This window comes from Pantoea sp. ICBG 828, from assembly GCF_002928355.1.
Taxonomy (GTDB): Bacteria; Pseudomonadota; Gammaproteobacteria; order Enterobacterales; family Enterobacteriaceae; genus Pantoea; species Pantoea dispersa.
The window spans coordinates 1-17,284 of the sequence record NZ_POWN01000003.1 but is presented as its reverse complement, the minus strand read 5'-3'; the positions used below and the strand labels follow the sequence as shown (position 1 = coordinate 17,284).

General features: G+C 58.2%; 11 protein-coding genes and 1 rRNA gene. 6 read left to right on the top strand and 6 right to left on the bottom strand.

Annotation, left to right across the window (positions count from 1 at the left end):
* The first annotated feature begins 13 nt into the window (after positions 1 to 13).
* The 5 genes from pgi (at position 14) to C1Y43_RS07780 (ending at position 6,098) form a co-directional block, all read left to right on the top strand.
* Positions 14 to 1,660 carry a glucose-6-phosphate isomerase gene (pgi, locus tag C1Y43_RS07800; protein ID WP_104187808.1) on the top strand — a complete coding sequence of 549 codons (1,647 nt, stop codon included), beginning with the start codon at positions 14 to 16 and terminating at the stop codon, positions 1,658 to 1,660.
* Positions 1,661 to 2,300: 640 nt separating this feature from the next.
* Positions 2,301 to 2,549, top strand: coding sequence for an exopolysaccharide production protein YjbE (gene yjbE / locus C1Y43_RS07795; RefSeq protein ID WP_021508031.1), 249 nt, complete (start codon positions 2,301 to 2,303; stop codon positions 2,547 to 2,549).
* 77 nt (positions 2,550 to 2,626) lie between these two features.
* Complete coding sequence (locus C1Y43_RS07790) at positions 2,627 to 3,274, top strand: YjbF family lipoprotein (protein WP_058757594.1); 648 nt, start codon at positions 2,627 to 2,629, stop codon at positions 3,272 to 3,274.
* Positions 3,271 to 4,008: a capsule biosynthesis GfcC D2 domain-containing protein gene (locus C1Y43_RS07785; protein WP_104187806.1), complete on the top strand. Its 738-nt coding sequence runs from the start codon at positions 3,271 to 3,273 to the stop codon at positions 4,006 to 4,008. Before C1Y43_RS07790 ends, C1Y43_RS07785 begins: the two co-directional genes overlap by 4 nt.
* Positions 4,008 to 6,098, top strand: coding sequence for a YjbH domain-containing protein (locus tag C1Y43_RS07780; RefSeq protein ID WP_021508034.1), 2,091 nt, complete (start codon positions 4,008 to 4,010; stop codon positions 6,096 to 6,098). The genes C1Y43_RS07785 and C1Y43_RS07780 overlap by 1 nt, the downstream gene beginning before the upstream one ends.
* A gap of 134 nt (positions 6,099 to 6,232) precedes the next feature.
* Here the strand turns inward: C1Y43_RS07780 and metH are convergent, their stop codons facing one another.
* Entirely contained in the window at positions 6,233 to 9,916 is a 3,684-nt protein-coding gene (metH, locus tag C1Y43_RS07775) for a methionine synthase (RefSeq protein ID WP_104187805.1), read from the bottom strand.
* A 196-nt stretch (positions 9,917 to 10,112) separates the two neighbouring features.
* Here metH and iclR point away from each other — a divergent pair, with 196 nt between their 5' ends.
* Positions 10,113 to 10,943: a glyoxylate bypass operon transcriptional repressor IclR gene (gene iclR, locus C1Y43_RS07770; protein WP_058757603.1), complete on the top strand. Its 831-nt coding sequence runs from the start codon at positions 10,113 to 10,115 to the stop codon at positions 10,941 to 10,943.
* On the opposite strand, the gene aceK is transcribed toward iclR, so the two are convergent.
* The 5 genes from aceK to rrf all read right to left on the bottom strand — a co-directional run bounded on the left by aceK (position 10,940) and on the right by rrf (position 17,278).
* Entirely contained in the window at positions 10,940 to 12,676 is a 1,737-nt protein-coding gene (gene aceK / locus C1Y43_RS07765) for a bifunctional isocitrate dehydrogenase kinase/phosphatase (RefSeq protein WP_058780913.1), read from the bottom strand. The two genes, iclR and aceK, sit on opposite strands and share 4 nt — an antisense overlap.
* Before the next feature lie 66 nt (positions 12,677 to 12,742).
* Positions 12,743 to 14,047, bottom strand: a complete 1,305-nt coding sequence (gene aceA, locus C1Y43_RS07760; RefSeq protein ID WP_104187803.1) for an isocitrate lyase — start codon at positions 14,045 to 14,047, stop codon at positions 12,743 to 12,745.
* A gap of 16 nt (positions 14,048 to 14,063) precedes the next feature.
* Positions 14,064 to 15,662 (bottom strand): malate synthase A, encoded by a 1,599-nt coding sequence (aceB, locus tag C1Y43_RS07755; RefSeq protein ID WP_104187802.1) that lies wholly within the window; start codon positions 15,660 to 15,662, stop codon positions 14,064 to 14,066.
* A gap of 270 nt (positions 15,663 to 15,932) precedes the next feature.
* Positions 15,933 to 16,862: a homoserine O-succinyltransferase gene (gene metA, locus C1Y43_RS07750; protein WP_031279798.1), complete on the bottom strand. Its 930-nt coding sequence runs from the start codon at positions 16,860 to 16,862 to the stop codon at positions 15,933 to 15,935.
* Positions 16,863 to 17,162: 300 nt separating this feature from the next.
* Positions 17,163 to 17,278: ribosomal RNA gene (gene rrf / locus C1Y43_RS07745) — 5S ribosomal RNA — on the bottom strand.
* Positions 17,279 to 17,284: the final 6 nt, after the last annotated feature.

Below are 17,284 nucleotides of genomic sequence, written 5' to 3'. Positions count from 1 at the left end.
CAAGAGTGTTGCCATGAAAAATATCAATCCGACACAAACCGCAGCCTGGAAAGCGCTGCAGCAGCATTTTGATCAGATGAAATCGGTAGAGATTGCCGACCTGTTTGCGCAGGATGCCGATCGTTTTGCGAAATTCTCTGCCACCTTTGATGATCAGATGCTGGTGGATTTCTCAAAAAACCGCATCACCCAGGAAACCCTCGACAAACTCCAGGCGCTGGCGAAAGAGACCGATCTGGCGGGCGCCATCAAATCCATGTTCTCCGGTGAGAAAATTAACCGCACCGAAGATCGCGCCGTGCTGCACGTAGCCCTGCGCAACCGCAGCAACACGCCGATTCTCGTGGATGGCAAAGATGTAATGCCGGAAGTGAACGCGGTGCTGGCGAAGATGAAAGCCTTCTCAGAGCGCATCATCAGCGGCGAGTGGAAAGGTTACACCGGCAAGCCGATTACTGACGTGGTGAACATCGGTATCGGCGGTTCAGACCTCGGCCCGTTCATGGTGACCGAAGCGCTGCGTCCGTATAAAAACCACCTCAACATGCACTTTGTTTCCAACGTTGATGGCACGCACATTGCCGAAACGCTGAAACCGCTTAGCCCGGAAACCACGCTGTTCCTCGTGGCGTCGAAAACCTTTACCACGCAGGAAACCATGACCAACGCCCACAGCGCGCGCGACTGGTTCCTGAACACCGCCGGCGATCAGCAGCACGTGGCGAAGCACTTTGCCGCGCTCTCAACCAACGCGAAAGCGGTCGGCGAGTTTGGTATTGATACCGCCAACATGTTCGAGTTCTGGGACTGGGTCGGCGGCCGCTACTCACTGTGGTCCGCGATTGGTCTGTCGATCATCCTGTCCATCGGCTTCGAAAACTTCGAACAGCTGCTGAGCGGCGCGCATGCCATGGACCAGCACTTTGCGAACACGCCAGCGGAGCAAAACCTGCCGGTGCTGCTGGCGCTGATCGGTATCTGGTACAACAATTTCTTTGGTGCCGAAACCGAAGCGATTCTGCCGTACGACCAGTATATGCACCGTTTTGCCGCTTACTTCCAGCAGGGCAACATGGAATCCAACGGTAAGTACGTCGACCGCGACGGCAACCCGGTGGATTACCAGACCGGTCCGATTATCTGGGGTGAACCCGGCACCAACGGGCAACACGCGTTTTATCAGCTGATCCATCAGGGCACCAAACTGATTCCATGCGACTTCATTGCGCCGGCGCAGACCCACAACGTGCTAGCCGATCACCACCAGAAGCTGCTTTCCAACTTCTTTGCTCAGACCGAAGCGCTGGCGTTTGGTAAAGCCCGCGAGGTGGTAGAGAAAGAGTTTACCGATGCCGGTAAATCGGCAGAGTCCGTCGCGCATATCGTGCCGTTCAAGGTGTTTGAAGGTAACCGCCCGACCAACTCGATTCTGCTGCGTGAAATCACTCCGTTCAGCCTCGGCGCGCTGATTGCGCTGTACGAGCACAAGATCTTCACTCAGGGCGCGATTCTCAACATCTTCACCTTCGATCAGTGGGGCGTTGAGCTGGGCAAACAGCTGGCTAACCGCATTCTGCCGGAGCTGGAAAACGATGCGCAGATTAACAGCCACGATAGCTCCACCAATGGCTTAATTAATCGCTACAAATCCTGGCGTTAATTTAACCCCCAGGCTCATCAGGCGGCAGCACATGCCGCCTTTTTTTGTTCCGATCAACTGCCCCGCGGCAAATAAGCGGATTTTGCTGCCACGCTGCGGTTAGATAATTCTTAAAATGCCCTAAGGAAAATCGGAAGATGCCATCATGCGTGGCGGGCTTATCTGATAAAAAATGGATCTGATTCATCCATCTCACCCACCTAAACAACTGATTAAATTTACCTTTCTATTTTAACCCTTTCAGGAAAATCTGATTATTCCTATTCCGTGCCATTTTTTAATGCAAAAGTGAAAAATGCTGCCGTGCCATAACGTCCTGCGCAAATATTCCAGCCAGCGAAAAAAGCGCAATTAAAAAAAGCAGCTAACGCCAATTCGCCTTATTTATCACCAGAAATGTCCCGCTTAATCCCCCTCTTTTTCTGGCGCTGAACTCTGGTAATTTGTTGCCCTATACTGAACGCGCCTTCAAGGCTGCCCTGAATACTTCCCCGCTGTCGCCCGGCGGCCCGGGAAACATTATTGCGCGCTGACCACGGTTAGCCAGCTGCATGCGGCCCAGCGGCCATCGGACGGCAGCGTACGGTATGACGGGTAATATCCTTCATTCACGTTTTATCAAGATACAGGAAACGTTGTTATGAAAAAACTGATGGTTGCCGGTGCAGCCTTACTTTACGTTGCCGTTTCTTCCGCTGCGATTGCCGCACCGGAAGAAGCCGGTGCTGCAGCAGGCGCGCAGGCGGGAGCAATCTCGACCGGTGCGACCACCGCTGTGGGTATCGGCGCACTCGGTGCGTTAGTGGGTCTCGGCGTTGCCGCTGCTGGCGGTGGCGACGGTGCAAATACCGGTACAACAACCACTACCACAACGAGCACCACTCGTTGATGTAGCACCTTTAAACATAACCACACAGTCGTGTGGTTATTTTTTGTTTTTTGCCTCTATTGAGACAGGGATACACAGTGCGCCGACTCTCTTTGCTGCTTCTTTGCCTGTTGCTGCAGGCTTGCACACAAACGCAAAAAGGCCTCGAACAGACCGTGATGCTCGCCATCAGCGGTCCGGACGATGTCACCGTCAGCGATGAACAAATCGCTAACCTGCCCTATGCCAGCCTGTATGCGCGCGTCGACAACGGTCCGCGCATTTTTGTGGTGCTGGGCTACCTGGAAAACGGCCAGCAGAAATGGGTAACCCAGGATAAAGCCATGCTGGTGATGCAGCACGGCCGCCTGGTGAAAACCCTCGGCCTGCGCGACAACCTGCAGGCCGTCAGTAACCTGGCGCAGGATCCGCTGGCCGATGCGCTGCGGCTGCAAAATGGCGCGCAGTGGACGCGCGTCGTGCAGTGGCGCGAGCAGGACAACGTGCGCGCCGCCACCGCTCACTCCACCTTTCAGCGCGGCGACGATGAAGTGCTGAACCTCGCCGGCGAGCGGGTGCCCTGCCGCGTCTGGCACGAAACGGTAGAGATGGAGAGCCCCGGCGTCAGCTGGCAGAACACCTTCTGGATCGATAACCGCGACGGTACGGTGCTGCAGGCGCAGCAGATGCTGGCGGCTGACCAGTTCCCGATTGCAACCACCCTTCTGAAGCCGGCGAAATCATGAAAAAAATCAATTCTTTGCTGGCGGCATTCGCCCTCACGGCGGCCAGCCACGCGCTGGCGGATAGCCAGGTGACGGTACACCCTGCGCACGATCAGCGCAGTTTCCAGATCGATCATGCCAGCACGCTTAGCGAACTGGTAACGAACCCGGCGCTGCACAGCTGGTGGCCGGGCACGGTGATTGCCGAACGCGGTGCGACCGCCGTGGCGCAGCAGCAGCACGCTCAGCTGCTGGCGGATCTGCGCGCCTGGCAGGCCGACAGCGGTACTTCACTGGCCGCAACCATCGGCAGCGTAATCCAGCAGCTCAGCGCCCTGCAGGTTACCGGGCGCCAGTTTACTTCGCTCGATCCCGACTGGGTGCGGCTGCGTCCGGAAGCCAACCGTAAACTGCAGGGCAGCTACGACCTGTACATCGTGGCAGCGCCGACGCAGGTACGGGTGATGGGCGCACTCAGCCATCCCGGCAGTGAGAGCTGGCAGCCAGGACGCACGGTGCGTGACTATCTCGCGCCGCATGCGCGTTTATCGGGTGCCGAACGCAGCGTGGCCACGGTGATTGCGCCGTCAGGTGAGACGCAGCAGGTGCCGATCGCTTACTGGAATCAGCGGCATGTTGAAGTCGAGCCTGGCAGCATCATCTGGCTGGGCTTTTCCACATGGAGCCTGCCCTGGGGCCAGCCTGATTTGAATGCGCGCATGCTTTCCGTTCTGACTCACCGGATGCCAGACTGATGAAAAAACAATTACTCCTCAGCCTGTTGGCTGCTTCTGTCGCCGCCGCATGCCAGGTGCAGGCGGAAACCTGGCCGGAACCGGTCGGTCCTTCACAATCTGATTTTGGCGGCGTGGGCCTGATGCAAACGCCGACCGCGCGCATGGCAAAAGAGGGCGAATTTAGCCTGAACTTCCGCGATAACGATCAATATCGCTACTATTCTGCGTCATTGCAGCTGTTCCCATGGCTGGAAACCACGGTGCGCTATACCGACGTACGCACCCGCCGCTACAGTGCGGTGGAAGGCTTCAGCGGTAACCAGAGCTATAAAGACAAAGCCTTCGACCTGAAACTGCGCCTGTGGCAGGAGAGCTTCTGGCTGCCGGAAGTGGCGGTCGGCTCGCGCGATTTGGGCGGTACCGGCCTGTTCGACAGTGAATATCTGGTGGCGAGTAAAGCCTGGGGGCCGTTTGATTTTAGCCTCGGGCTGGGCTGGGGCTATCTCGGCAACAGCGGCACCATCAAAAACCCGTTCTGCTCCTACAGCGATAGCTTCTGCAGCCGCACCGGCGGCGGTTCGGCGGGTTCCATTAACGGCTCGCAGATGTTCCACGGCCCGGCAGCACTGTTTGGTGGCATCGAATACCAGACGCCGTGGCAGCCGCTGCGTCTGAAGCTGGAGTATGAAGGCAACGATTATCAGGACGATTTTGCCGGCCGGCTGGAGCAGCGCAGTAAGGTCAACGTTGGCGCAATCTATCGCCTTACCGACTGGGCGGATATCAACGCCAGCTACGAGCGCGGCAATACCTTTATGTTTGGCGTGACCGTGCGCACCAACTTTAATTCGTTACACCAGTCGCACCTTGATAGCGCAAAACCGGCTTATCAGCCACAGCCGCAGGGCGATCTGCTGCAGCCGACGGTGGTCGCTAATCAGCTTACCGATCTGAAATACAATGCCGGACTGGATGGTCCGCGCATCCAGACTAAAGGCCGCACGCTGTACGTTTCCGGTGAGCAGACCAAATATCGCGACACGCGCGAAGGCGTTGACCGCGCTAACCGCATCATCATGAACAATCTGCCGGCTGGCATTGATACGATTGAAGTCACCGAGTCGCGCTTTAACATGCCGCAGGTCACCACGCGCACCGATGTGGCCAGCCTGAATAACGAACTGCGCGGCTATCCGCTCGGTCACGAGCAGCCGCTGCAGCAGACGCGTGAAGAACCGATCGATCCGGGCACCACCGAACAGGGCTATTTCATCCGTAAGGATCGCCTTAACTACAGCCTGTCGCCGGTGCTGAACCAGTCGGTCGGCGGTCCGGAAAGCTTCTACATGTACCAGCTCGGCGTAATGGGCAATGTCGATTACTGGCTGACCGATCACTGGCTGATTGGCGGCAGCCTGTTTGGCAACATCGCCAACAACTATGACAAGTTCAACTACAACGGCGCGCCAGCCGACTCGACGCTGCCGCGCGTGCGCACCCACATTCGCGACTACGTGGAGAACAACGTTTACGTGAATGATCTGCAGGCCAACTACATGCGCTATCTCGGCAATGGCTTCTACGGCCAGGTGTATGGTGGCTACCTGGAAACCATGTATGGCGGCGTGGGCGGCGAGCTGTTGTATCGCCCGGTGGACAGCAACTGGGCTTTCGGTCTCGATGCGAACTACGTGAAGCAGCGTGACTGGGACAACATGATGCAGTTCACCGATTACAAGGCACCGACCGGGCACCTTACCGCTTACTGGCGTCCGTGGTTCATGCAGGATGTGCTGGTGAAAGCCAGCGTCGGAGAATATCTGGCGAAGGACAAAGGGGTCACGCTGGATGTGTCGAAGCGCTTTGACAGCGGCGTGATGGTCGGCTTCTACGCCACCAAAACCAACGTGTCAGCCGAAGCGTATGGCGAAGGGGATTTCACCAAAGGTTTCTATATTTCGATTCCGATGGATCTGTTTACCGTCACGCCAACCCGTGGCCGTGCGCAGGTGAACTGGGTGCCGCTGACGCGTGACGGTGGTCAGATGCTGGGCCGTAAGTACCAGCTGTACGATCTGACCGCCGATCGCGATGCGCGTTTTAATTAAATCGTAGCGCGGGGTTAAACCCGCGCCATTTAACGGTGCGCATTAATGCGCACCCTACGTGAACCATGTAGGGTCGCCATTGATGGCGACCGCCTGCCAGCATTTGATTGCGCGCGCTCTGCGCCGGCAATTCATCAATCCGCGTCGTAGCCTAAATTCGGTGCCAGCCAGCGCTCCACGTCGCTGACGCTCATGCCTTTACGCGCCGCGTAATCTTCCACCTGGTCGCGCTGAATCTGCGCCACGGCGAAATATTTACTCTCCGGATGACTAAAATACCAGCCAGACACCGCAGCACCGGGCCACATGGCAAAAGATTCGGTCAGCTTCATGCCGGTGTGATGCTCCACATCCAGCAGCTGCCAGATTTGTGCCTTCTCGGTGTGTTCCGGGCAGGCCGGATAGCCCGGCGCCGGACGAATGCCCTGGTAATTTTCGCGAATCAGCTCATCGTTGCTGAGATTTTCATGGGCGGCATAGCCCCAGATCACCTTACGCACGCGCTCATGCAGATATTCGGCAAACGCCTCCGCCAGGCGATCCGCCACCGCTTTCACCATGATTTTGTTGTAATCATCGTGCTGCTGGTCGAACGCCGCCGCCAGCGCATCCTCCTCCAGCCCGCCGGTGACGGCAAACGCGCCGAGATAGTCCGCTTTACCGCTGGATTTCGGTGCCACGAAGTCCGCCAGACAGTAATTGGCGAAGTCGGTTTTTTCCGTCTGCTGGCGCAGATGATGGCTGACGCACAGCACCTCGCGCCGGGTCTCGTCACGGTAGATTTCAATGTCGTCGCCAACCCGGTTAGCCGGGAAAATACCGACCACACCGCGCGGCCTGAGCGTGCCCTGCGCGCTGAGGTTATCCAGCATCGCATTGGCATCGGCAAACAGCCGCGTGGCTTCTTCGCCCACCACCTCATCTTCCAGGATACGCGGATATTTGCCGGCCAGCGACCAGGTCATAAAAAACGGCGTCCAGTCAATGTAGTTGCGCAGCGTATCGATACTGGCCTCCACTGCGCTGACGCCGGTGCGATGCGCCACCGGTGGCGTGTAACGTTGCCAGTCAATGACGTAATGATTATCGCGCGCGGCCTGCAGCGTGACCGGCGGCGTACGCGGCTTTTTACGCGCGTGCTGGATCCGCACGGTTTCGTACTCCTTACGCGTGCGCGCCACAAACGCCTCTTTCAGCGTGGGTGACAGCAGCGAAGAGACCACGCCGACGGTGCGCGAGGCGTTCTGCACATAGACCGTCGGGCCGCTGTAATTCTGCTCAATCTTCACCGCCGTGTGCGCTTTCGAGGTGGTGGCCCCGCCAATCAGCAGCGGCAGCGTAAAGCCCTGGCGCTCCATCTCTTTTGCCACGTTCACCATCTCGTCGAGCGACGGGGTAATCAGGCCGGAAAGTCCGATGATGTCGGCGTTTTCCTCACGCGCGGTTTTCAGGATTTTGTCGCCCGGCACCATCACGCCCAGGTCGATGATTTCGTAGTTGTTACACTGCAGCACCACGCCAACAATGTTTTTGCCGATGTCGTGCACGTCGCCTTTTACCGTCGCCAGCACGATTTTACCGTTGCTGCGGCCGGCCTCTTTGCTCGCCTGGATAAAGGGTTCGAGGTAGGCCACCGCCTGCTTCATCACGCGCGCCGATTTCACCACCTGCGGCAGAAACATTTTGCCCTCGCCAAACAGATCGCCGACCACATTCATGCCAGACATCAGCGGCCCTTCAATGACTTCAATCGGCCGTGCCGCGGCCTGGCGCGCCTCTTCGGTGTCCTGCTCGATAAACTCGGTGATGCCTTTCACCAGCGAATATTCCAGCCGCTTCACCACGTCCCAGCTGCGCCATTCGGCCTGCTGCTTGTCCTGCTCACCCTCGCTTTTGTTGCCGCGATACTTCTCCGCCAGCGTCAGCAGTCGCTCGGTGCCATCGTCGCGCCGGTTGAGGATCACGTCCTCAACCGCATCGCGCAGCTCCGCCGGCAGATCGTCATAAATCGCCAGCTGACCGGCGTTGACGATGCCCATGTCCATGCCGTTGCGGATGGCGTAGTAGAGGAACACCGCGTGAATCGCCTCACGCACCGGTTCGTTACCGCGGAACGAGAACGACACGTTGGAGACGCCGCCGGAGATCATCGCATGCGGCAGTTCGCGTTTGATGTCTTCACAGGCACCGATGAAATCCATCGCGTAGTTGTTGTGCTCTTCGATGCCGGTAGCGACGGCAAAGATATTGGGGTCGAAAATGATGTCTTCCGGCGGGAAACCAACCTCTTCGGTAAGGATGTGGTAGGCGCGGCGGCAGATCTCAATTTTGCGCGCGCGGGTGTCCGCCTGGCCCACTTCGTCGAACGCCATCACTACCACCGCCGCGCCGTAGCGCCGCACTTTGCGCGCGTGCGCAATAAACGGCTCGACGCCCTCTTTCATCGAGATGGAGTTGACGATGCCTTTGCCCTGAATGCACTGCAGGCCTTTTTCAATCACCTCCCATTTCGAGGAGTCGATCATGATCGGCACACGCGCGATATCCGGCTCACCGGCAATCAGGTTGAGAAAGCGCACCATGGCCGCTTCCGCGTCCAGCATGCCTTCATCCATATTGATATCGATAATCTGCGCGCCGTTTTCCACCTGCTGGCGCGCCACGTCCAGCGCTTCGTTGTACTTCTCTTCTTTAATCAGGCGCTTAAATTTGGCCGAGCCGGTCACGTTAGTGCGCTCACCCACGTTGACGAACAGTGAATCGGCCTGAATATTGAGCGGTTCGAGGCCAGACAAACGGCAGGCGACGGCTATTTCCGGCAGCGGCCGCGGTGGCACGCCCTCGACCGCTGCCGCCATCGCCGCAATGTGCTGCGGCGTGGTGCCACAGCAGCCACCGATAATGTTGAGGAAGCCGGCGCGCGCCCACTCGCCAATCTGCGCCGCCATCGTCGCCGCATCAAGGTCATATTCGCCGAAGGCATTCGGCAGACCGGCGTTGGGGTGAGCGCTGACATAGCCTTCCGCAATACGCGACAGCTCCTGCACATACTGGCGCAGTTCGTCCGGACCAAGCGCGCAGTTGAGGCCGAACGACAGCGGCTCCGCGTGGCGCAGTGAGTTGTAGAATCCTTCCGTGGTCTGGCCGGAGAGCGTACGGCCTGACGCATCGGTAATGGTGCCGGAGATCATCAGCGGCAGCGTCACGCCCATCGCTTCCATCTCGCTCTGTACCGCATAGATCGCCGCTTTAGCATTCAGGGTATCGAACACCGTTTCGATCATGATGATGTCAGCACCGCCGCTAATCAGCGCATGGGTCGATTCGCGGTAGGCGTCCACCAGCTGATTGAAGGTGATGTTACGAAACGCGGGATCGTTGACGTCAGGCGAGATCGAGCAGGTGCGGTTGGTCGGGCCGAGCACGCCAGCAACGTAGCGCGGGCGATCGGGCGTTTTTGCCGTCCACGCGTCGGCGCAGGCGCGCGCCAGTTTCGCCGCTTCGAAGTTGATCTCCGCCGACAGCGCGGCCATTTCATAATCGGCCATGGCAATCGGGGTGGCGTTGAAGGTGTTGGTTTCGAGAATATCCGCGCCAGCCGCCAGGTAAGCATCGTGGATTTCGCGAATGACGTCCGGCTTACTCAGCACCAGCAGGTCATTATTGCCCTTCACATCGCACGGCCAGTCAGCGAAGCGGCTGCCGCGGAAATCCTGCTCATCCAGTTTGTAACTCTGGATCATGGTGCCCATGCCACCGTCCAGAATCATGATGCGTTGTGCCAGCTGCTGCTGTAGCGTTGCGGTTTTATTGCTCACTCTTGCCCCATCCACGTCATTACGCTGGCTAAATGCCAGCCAGTCATACTGGCACAACTTTCAAATGAGCAAAAGTCACCCGTTTGCGGCCACCGGCGGCAAAATGACCAGCAGATCCGACCAGTCAGCCAGCGTTTGCATTCATACCATTAAAAACGAAAATGGTTTCCATACCTGCAATGACTGTGGAGATGTTATGGCAACCCCTGCGCCCGCGAAACGCGGCAAAAAACCCCGTACGGCTCCGGCGGCCAGTGCCCCTGCCGGCGGCCAGGTACAATCTCTGACGCGCGGGCTGCGTTTGCTGGAGCTGATTGCCGAATCACACGGTAGCGTGGCGCTGACCGAGCTGGCGCAACAGGCCGGGCTGCCCAACTCCACCACTCATCGCCTGCTGACTACCATGCAGCAGCAGGGATTTGTGCATCAGGTGGGCGATCTCGGTTTATGGACCATTGGCGCTCATGCCTTTGTGGTCGGCAGCAGTTTTCTGCAGAGCCGCAATCTGCTGGCGATCGTGCACCCGATTCTGCGCCGGCTGATGGAAGAAGCCGGCGAAACCGTGAATCTGGCGGTGCTGGATCTCAGTGATTATCAGGCGGTGATTATTGACCAGGTACAGTGCACCCAGCTGATGCGCATGTCAGCGCCGATTGGCGGCAAGTTGCCGATGCATGCGTCCGGTGCCGGCAAAGCGTTTCTCGCTCACCTTAGCGATGATCAGGTCACCGCTCTGCTGCATCAGAAGGGATTACATCACTACACGCCGAAAACCCTGATGTCGCCGCATAGCCTGAAGGAGAATCTGGCGCTGATCCGTAAGATGGGTTTTTCGCACGACGACGAAGAGCACGCGCTCGGCCTGCGCTGTGTGGCGGCACCGATTTATGATGAACACGGCGAACCGTTTGCCGCCATCTCCATCTCCGGCCCGCTGGCGCGCATGACCGACGACCGCATTACTGAACTCGGGGCGCTGGTGATCCGCGCGGCGAAGCAGGTAACACTGAGCTATGCCGGCCGCTAGGCGGCCACTGACGCGTAGCGCGCGCTGAAACGCTGTCCGGCGCGCCACGCCATCACCTCTTCGATATGCCCGGCACGGATCCGCGCCTGCAGTGCGCGCCACCAGCCGGGATCGAACAACTGCGGATGCAGCGCCTGCAGCAGTTTTCCGGTCGCCGGTTCGCTGCACAGCGCGTAGCGGAAGGTTTCCGGAAACACATCATCCGGCCCGACGCTGTACCACGGCTCGGCCTGCAGCTCATCCTCTTCGTAACGCGCCGCCGGGACATCGCGGAACACCAGCTCGGTCATCGGGCGGATTTCATCATAGTCGTAAAACACCACGCGGCCATGGCGCGTCATGCCGAAGTTTTTAAACAGCATATCGCCGGGGAAGATATTGGCCGCCGCCAGCTGACAAATCGCATCGCCGTACTCCTCAATGGCGTGCTGGCGCTGTTCCGGCGTCGCCTGCATCAGCCACAGGTTAAGCGGCTGCATACGACGCTCCAGCCATAAGTGGCGGATGATCACTACGTCATCGCGCAGCTCGATTTTTTCCGGAATCTCGCGCTCAAATTCCGCCATCAGCGCCGCCGGAATGCGCGCGCGCGGGATGGCGAAATGCTCAAACTCCTGGGTGTCAGCCATGCGCCCGACGCGGTCATGCTCTTTGACCAGCCGGTAACAGGCGCGCACCTGCGCATCCGTCACCTCTTTTTGCGGCGCGAAGCGATCTTTAATCACCTTAAATACCCGATCAAAACCGGGCAGCGTAAATACCAGCATCACCATACCGCGCACGCCGGGCGCGATGGTGAACGCTTCCTGACTGTGCGCCAGGTAATCTAAATATTCGCGATAGCATTCGGTTTTACCGTGTTTCTGGCAGCCAATCGCCATATAGCGCTCGGCGAGGGTTTTGCCCGGCAAAATCGGCTGCAGCCAGGCCACCAGCGCGGCCGGCACCGGCGCATACACCATGAAATAGGCGCGGGCAAAGCCAAACACGATGCTGGCGTCATTGCTGTCGGTGAGACAGGTATCAATCCACAACCGGCCGGCGTCATCGCGCTGGATCGGCAGCAGGCACGGCACGATTTCGCCCGCGCTCAGCTGTAGCCGCGCCACAATCCAGGCGGTTTTGTTGCGATAAAACAGCTCGCTGGCGACATCCAGCGTGGCATGGGCCAGCTGTGCCGCGCTGAACTGCTCGTGCAGGTGACGCACAATCCAGCCGATGTCGCGCGTCTGATCCTGCCACGTCAGCCGCAACGGAATGTCATTCAATACCTGACGCAGCGTCTCATGCCAGCTGTGCTGCGGCCGGTACAGGCGCGACAGCGGTCGCTGCGCCGGCGGCGCGGGCGCGTACGGCTGTGACGGCAGGATAAACAGCCGCTCAGGCAGTAAGTGGCTGTGCCCCAGCAAGCGACAATAGACAGAATTAAAAAAGCTTTCGGCAATTTCATGACGCGGATAGCCCGGCAGCAGCGTGGCATAGTGGCTTTTCACCCGCAGCCAGAAGGCGTCATCCCAGTCGGCCATCTCGTTGAGGATGCGCAACTGATTGGCGACCAGCCCGACGTGATGATCATACAAATGGATACGCGCTTTCATCGCCTGCTGCACCGCCTGCCAGTCCGCCTGTTCAAAGCGCTGCTGCGCGCCTGCGGTAATATCGAGAAAGCGACCGTACTGCGCATCAAAACCCTGCAGAATCGTGTGGGCGATAAGGGATTCTCTCGGTGACATCGGCAATCTCCGGCAAGCGTGAGCCAGTGAAACGGTGCGCCATGCTGCGCACCGGGAGTACGCTGATCAGAACTGTGCGGCTTCGGTGGAGCCGGTCAGCGCGGTAACCGACGAGCTGCCGCCCTGAATCACCGTGGTGATGCGGTCAAAATAACCGGTGCCCACTTCCTGCTGATGCGCAGAGAAGGTGTAGCCGCGTTCGCGTGCGGCAAATTCCGGCTGCTGCACCTTTTCCACGTAGTGGCGCATGCCTTCGCCCTGCGCATAAGCGTGCGCGAGGTCGAACATGTTGAACCACATGCTGTGAATGCCGGCCAGAGTGATGAACTGAAAGCGGTAGCCCATCTCGCTCAGTGCCTGCTGGAAGCGGGCAATGGTGCGATCGTCGAGATTCTTCTTCCAGTTAAACGAAGGCGAGCAGTTGTAAGCCAGCAGCTTGCCGGGATACTGCGCGTGAATCGCCTCGGCGAAGCGCTGCGCCAGCGCCAGATCCGGCGTGGAAGTTTCGCACCACAGCACATCGGCATACGGCGCATACGCCAGGCCGCGGGCAATCGCCTGTTCGATACCGGCATGGGTGCGGAAGAAGCCTTCAGCGGTCCGTTCCCCGGTAATAAACGGCGCATCGCGCTCGTCGCAATCGGAGGTAATCAGATCGGCAGCGTCGGCATCGGTGCGTGCAATCAGCACCGTGGGCACATCCATCACATCGGCCGCCAGCCGCGCCGCCACCAGTTTCTGAATCGCTTCCTGCGTCGGCACCAGAACTTTGCCGCCCATGTGCCCGCACTTCTTCACCGCCGCCAGCTGATCTTCAAAGTGCACCGCGCCGGCACCGGCCTGTATCATCGCTTTCATCAGCTCAAAAGCATTGAGCACCCCACCAAATCCGGCTTCCGCATCGGCGACAATCGGCAGGTAGTAATCGATAAAGCCGTCATCGTCCGGCGACAGCCCGCTCGCCCACTGGATTTGATCGGCGCGCTGAAAACTTTGGTTAATACGTTCCACCACGTTCGGCACCGAATTGACCGGGTACAGCGACTGGTCCGGATACATCTGCCCGGCCAGGTTTGCATCGGCCGCCACCTGCCAGCCGGAGAGATAAATCGCCTCAATGCCGGCTTTCGCCTGCTGCACCGCCTGCCCGCCGGTCAGGGCACCGAGGCTGTTGATATAGCCTTTGCGCGCGTCACCGTTGAGCAGTGCCCACAGCTTTCTCGCGCCGCGATCCGCCAGCGTGCAGGCGGGATTGACGGAGCCGCGCAGGTTAATGACCTCTTCGGCACTGTAAGGACGGGTAATGCCCTGCCAGCGTGATGCCAGCCAGCTGTTTTCCAGTTGAGCGATCTGTTGGGTACGATTTGACATAGCAGTATCTCCAGAGTCAGGGCAGCAGGCGGTAGCCCGGCAGGGTGAGGAAAGGAACCAGTTGTTCGTCGGTGGTGATTTGCGCCATCAGCGCAGCCGCATCTTCATAGCGACCGGCGTCAAAGCGCGAGTCACCCAGGCTGTGGCGCAGGGCCGCCAGCTCTTCATCAAGAAACTGTTCGAACAGCGCGGCGGTCACCAGCTGACCATCGCTGAGGATTTGCTTGTGGTGAATCCACTGCCAGATGGAGGTGCGGGCAATCTCCGCGGTAGCGGCGTCCTCCATCAGCCCATCAATAGGCACGCAGCCATTGCCGCTGATCCACGCTTCCAGATACTGCAGCGCAACACGGATGTTGGCACGCATTCCGGCTTCGGTGCGCTGACCACGGCACGGGCGCAACAGGCGCTCGGCGGTGATCGGCGTATCCTGTTCACGACTGACGTTCAGCTGATTGGGGCGATCGCCCAGCTGACGGTCAAACTCCGCCATGGCGATATCCGCCAGGCCAGGATGGGCGACCCAGGTACCGTCATGGCCGTTGCCCGCTTCACGTGCTTTGTCCTCCTGCACTTTCTGCATCACCCAGGCGTTGCGTTCAGCGTCTTTGGCCGGGATGAGCGCCGACATGCCGCCCATCGCCAGCGCACCGCGCCGGTGGCAGGTTTTGATCAGCAGGCGCGAATAAGCCTCAAGGAACGGCTGGTCCATACTGATCTGCTGACGATCCGGCAGAATGCGGTCACCATGCTGGCCCAGCGTTTTGATGTAGCTGAAGATGTAATCCCAGCGACCACAGTTGAGGCCAACTACGTGATCGCGCAGTTCCCACAGGATCTCATCCATCTGGAATACCGCGGGCAGCGTCTCGATCAGTACCGTGGCTTTGATGGTGCCGCGCGGCAGATCGAAACGATCTTCACTGAAGCGGAAGATTTCCCGCCACCATGCCACTTCCACCGCATGTTCAGTTTTCGGCAGATAGAACCACGGACCGTGGCCCTTATCCAGCAGCGCGGTGACGTTGTGAAACAGATAGAGCGCAAAGTCGAATAACCCGCCGGGAATGGCCCGATCGCGCCACTCAACATGCTTCTCATCCAGATGTAAGCCGCGAACCCGGCACATCAGCAGCGCCGGATCGGATCGTAACTGGTAGATCTTGCCGTTTTCGCTGGTGAAGCTCAGCGTGCCGTTAACCGCATCGCGCAGCGCCAGCTGGCCATCAAGCAGTTTTTGCCAGGTCGGTGCCAGCGAATCCTCAAAATCGGCCATGAACACTTTGACGTTAGCGTTCAGCGCGTTGATCACCATTTTGCGATCTGGCGGACCGGTGATTTCGACGCGGCGATCGCGCAGCAGCTGAGGAATGGGTCTCACCTGCCAGTCACTTTGCCGAATGGAAGCGGTTTCCGAATCAAAGTCTGGCAACGCCCCCTGATCGTAGCGCTGCTGGCGCTGCTGACGCGCTTTCAGCAGACGCTCGCGCTCGGGTGCAAAGCGCACTACCAGCGAGTGCAGGAAATCAATGGCTTCGGGCGTGAGCAGCTGCTTTTCCGCGTGGGTAAAGGGCTGGCTAAAGGTCAGTGTCGGGCTGATAACCGTGTCTGTCATGCGGGCTGCCTCCTGGTTTGATCCTTTTTCTAACAACAGGATCGGGCTGTAGGGTGTTTTTTAACCGGCAAGATCAGAGCATAATCATTTTTATTTTAATTTCAAAAACTATTTCCATTTTAGTGTTTATTTGATTTTATTTATCTGATTTAACTGTAATTTAATCTCACGAAATAAAGGCAATACGTTCCATCATAGAAAAAAGGCAAAAAAAAGCCGCGACAACACGCGGCTGTCACGGCAGGTTTAAACGCGTTGTTAGCAGGCGTTTTACTCGAGCGTTGGATTCATGTGGCGCAGATCGAATGGCGTAATCTGGTAGACGTAGTAGTTGAGCCAGTTGGAGAACAGCAGGTTGCCGTGGCTACGCCAGGTGGCGCGCGGCGGCAATTCCGGGTTGTCCTGCGGGAAGTAGTTGAACGGCACCTCAGGGTGCAGGCCGGCCTCGTAGTCCCGATGGTACTCACCCGACAGCGTGAGAGCGTCATATTCCGGATGGCCGGTAACAAAGGCCAGGCGCTTGTCTTTACTCGCCATCAGATAGGCACCGGTGCTTTCTGATTCGGCAAACAGCTCGAGATCGGTATAGTCACGAATCAGCTGGCTGGGAAAATCAGCATAGCGTGAATGCGGTGCCAGGAAGTTGTCATCAAAACCGCGCGTCAGTAGCGCGTGCGGATGAAGGATCTGATGCTCATAGACGCCAGACAGCTTGTTCTGTCGCGTCTGTTTAGGAATGCCATACAGGATGTTAAGCGCCGCCTGCACCGCCCAGCAAACGAACAGGGTAGAAGTGACGTGCTCTTTCGCCCAGTGCAGCACGCGCTGAATCTGTGGCCAGTAGGCAACATCATTGAAATCAACCAGCCCCAGCGGCGCGCCGGTGACAATCAGGCCGTCAAAGTTATCGTTAGCGATATCGTCGAAGTTGCAGTAGAAGTTGTTCAGATGCTCGCTTGGCGTGTTGCGCGACTCGCGGCTGTCGATGCGTAACAGCTGAACATCGATCTGCAGTGGCGAGTTAGAGAGCAGGCGCAGAAACTGGTTTTCGGTTTCAATTTTCTTAGGCATCAGGTTAAGGATCAATACTTTAAGCGGACGAATCTCCTGAACACTGGCGCGCGATGAGGTCATGACAAAGACATTCTCATTACGCAAAAAATTCACTGCCGGTAATTCGTCGGGGATCCTGATTGGCATAACCTGCTGACCTCTTGCTGATAACCATATAAACGTTTAGACATCCAGATGCCCGAGATTAGCCTGGCTGCCGCTGGATGTCGAGTCTTCATGCGGTTTATGAAAATGTTTCAGCATTGAGCGGCAATAGCCGTGAGCGCCGCGCGGTGAGTAGCAGCAATAAGGTCGGAATAAGAGCGCGTTAGAATTTTTTCAGGATTAAATAAGTCGTTATGGAGGGGTTTTTTAGCGGGAAATTTGCCGGAGTACGGACGTAAAAAAGCCCCGGACTCTCGTCCGGGGCTTCTTTACTGGTTTGATGCCTGGCAGTTCCCTACTCTCGCATGGGGAGGCCCCACACTACCATCGGCGCTACGGCGTTTCACTTCTGAGTTCGGCATGGGGTCAGGTGGGACCACCGCGCTGTTGCCGCCAGGCAAATT

Excerpts from the sequence above, each read along its gene's own strand:
- pgi (WP_104187808.1), top strand. The coding sequence starts at position 14 with ATGAAAAATATCAATCCGACACAAACCGCAGCCTGGAAAGCGCTGCAG.
- yjbE (WP_021508031.1), top strand. The coding sequence starts at position 2,301 with ATGAAAAAACTGATGGTTGCCGGTGCAGCCTTACTTTACGTTGCCGTT.
- C1Y43_RS07785 (WP_104187806.1), top strand. The coding sequence starts at position 3,271 with ATGAAAAAAATCAATTCTTTGCTGGCGGCATTCGCCCTCACGGCGGCC.
- C1Y43_RS07780 (WP_021508034.1), top strand. The coding sequence starts at position 4,008 with ATGAAAAAACAATTACTCCTCAGCCTGTTGGCTGCTTCTGTCGCCGCC.
- iclR (WP_058757603.1), top strand. The coding sequence starts at position 10,113 with ATGGCAACCCCTGCGCCCGCGAAACGCGGCAAAAAACCCCGTACGGCT.
- aceK (WP_058780913.1), bottom strand. The coding sequence starts at position 12,676 with ATGTCACCGAGAGAATCCCTTATCGCCCACACGATTCTGCAGGGTTTT.
- aceA (WP_104187803.1), bottom strand. The coding sequence starts at position 14,047 with ATGTCAAATCGTACCCAACAGATCGCTCAACTGGAAAACAGCTGGCTG.
- aceB (WP_104187802.1), bottom strand. The coding sequence starts at position 15,662 with ATGACAGACACGGTTATCAGCCCGACACTGACCTTTAGCCAGCCCTTT.
- metA (WP_031279798.1), bottom strand. The coding sequence starts at position 16,862 with ATGCCAATCAGGATCCCCGACGAATTACCGGCAGTGAATTTTTTGCGT.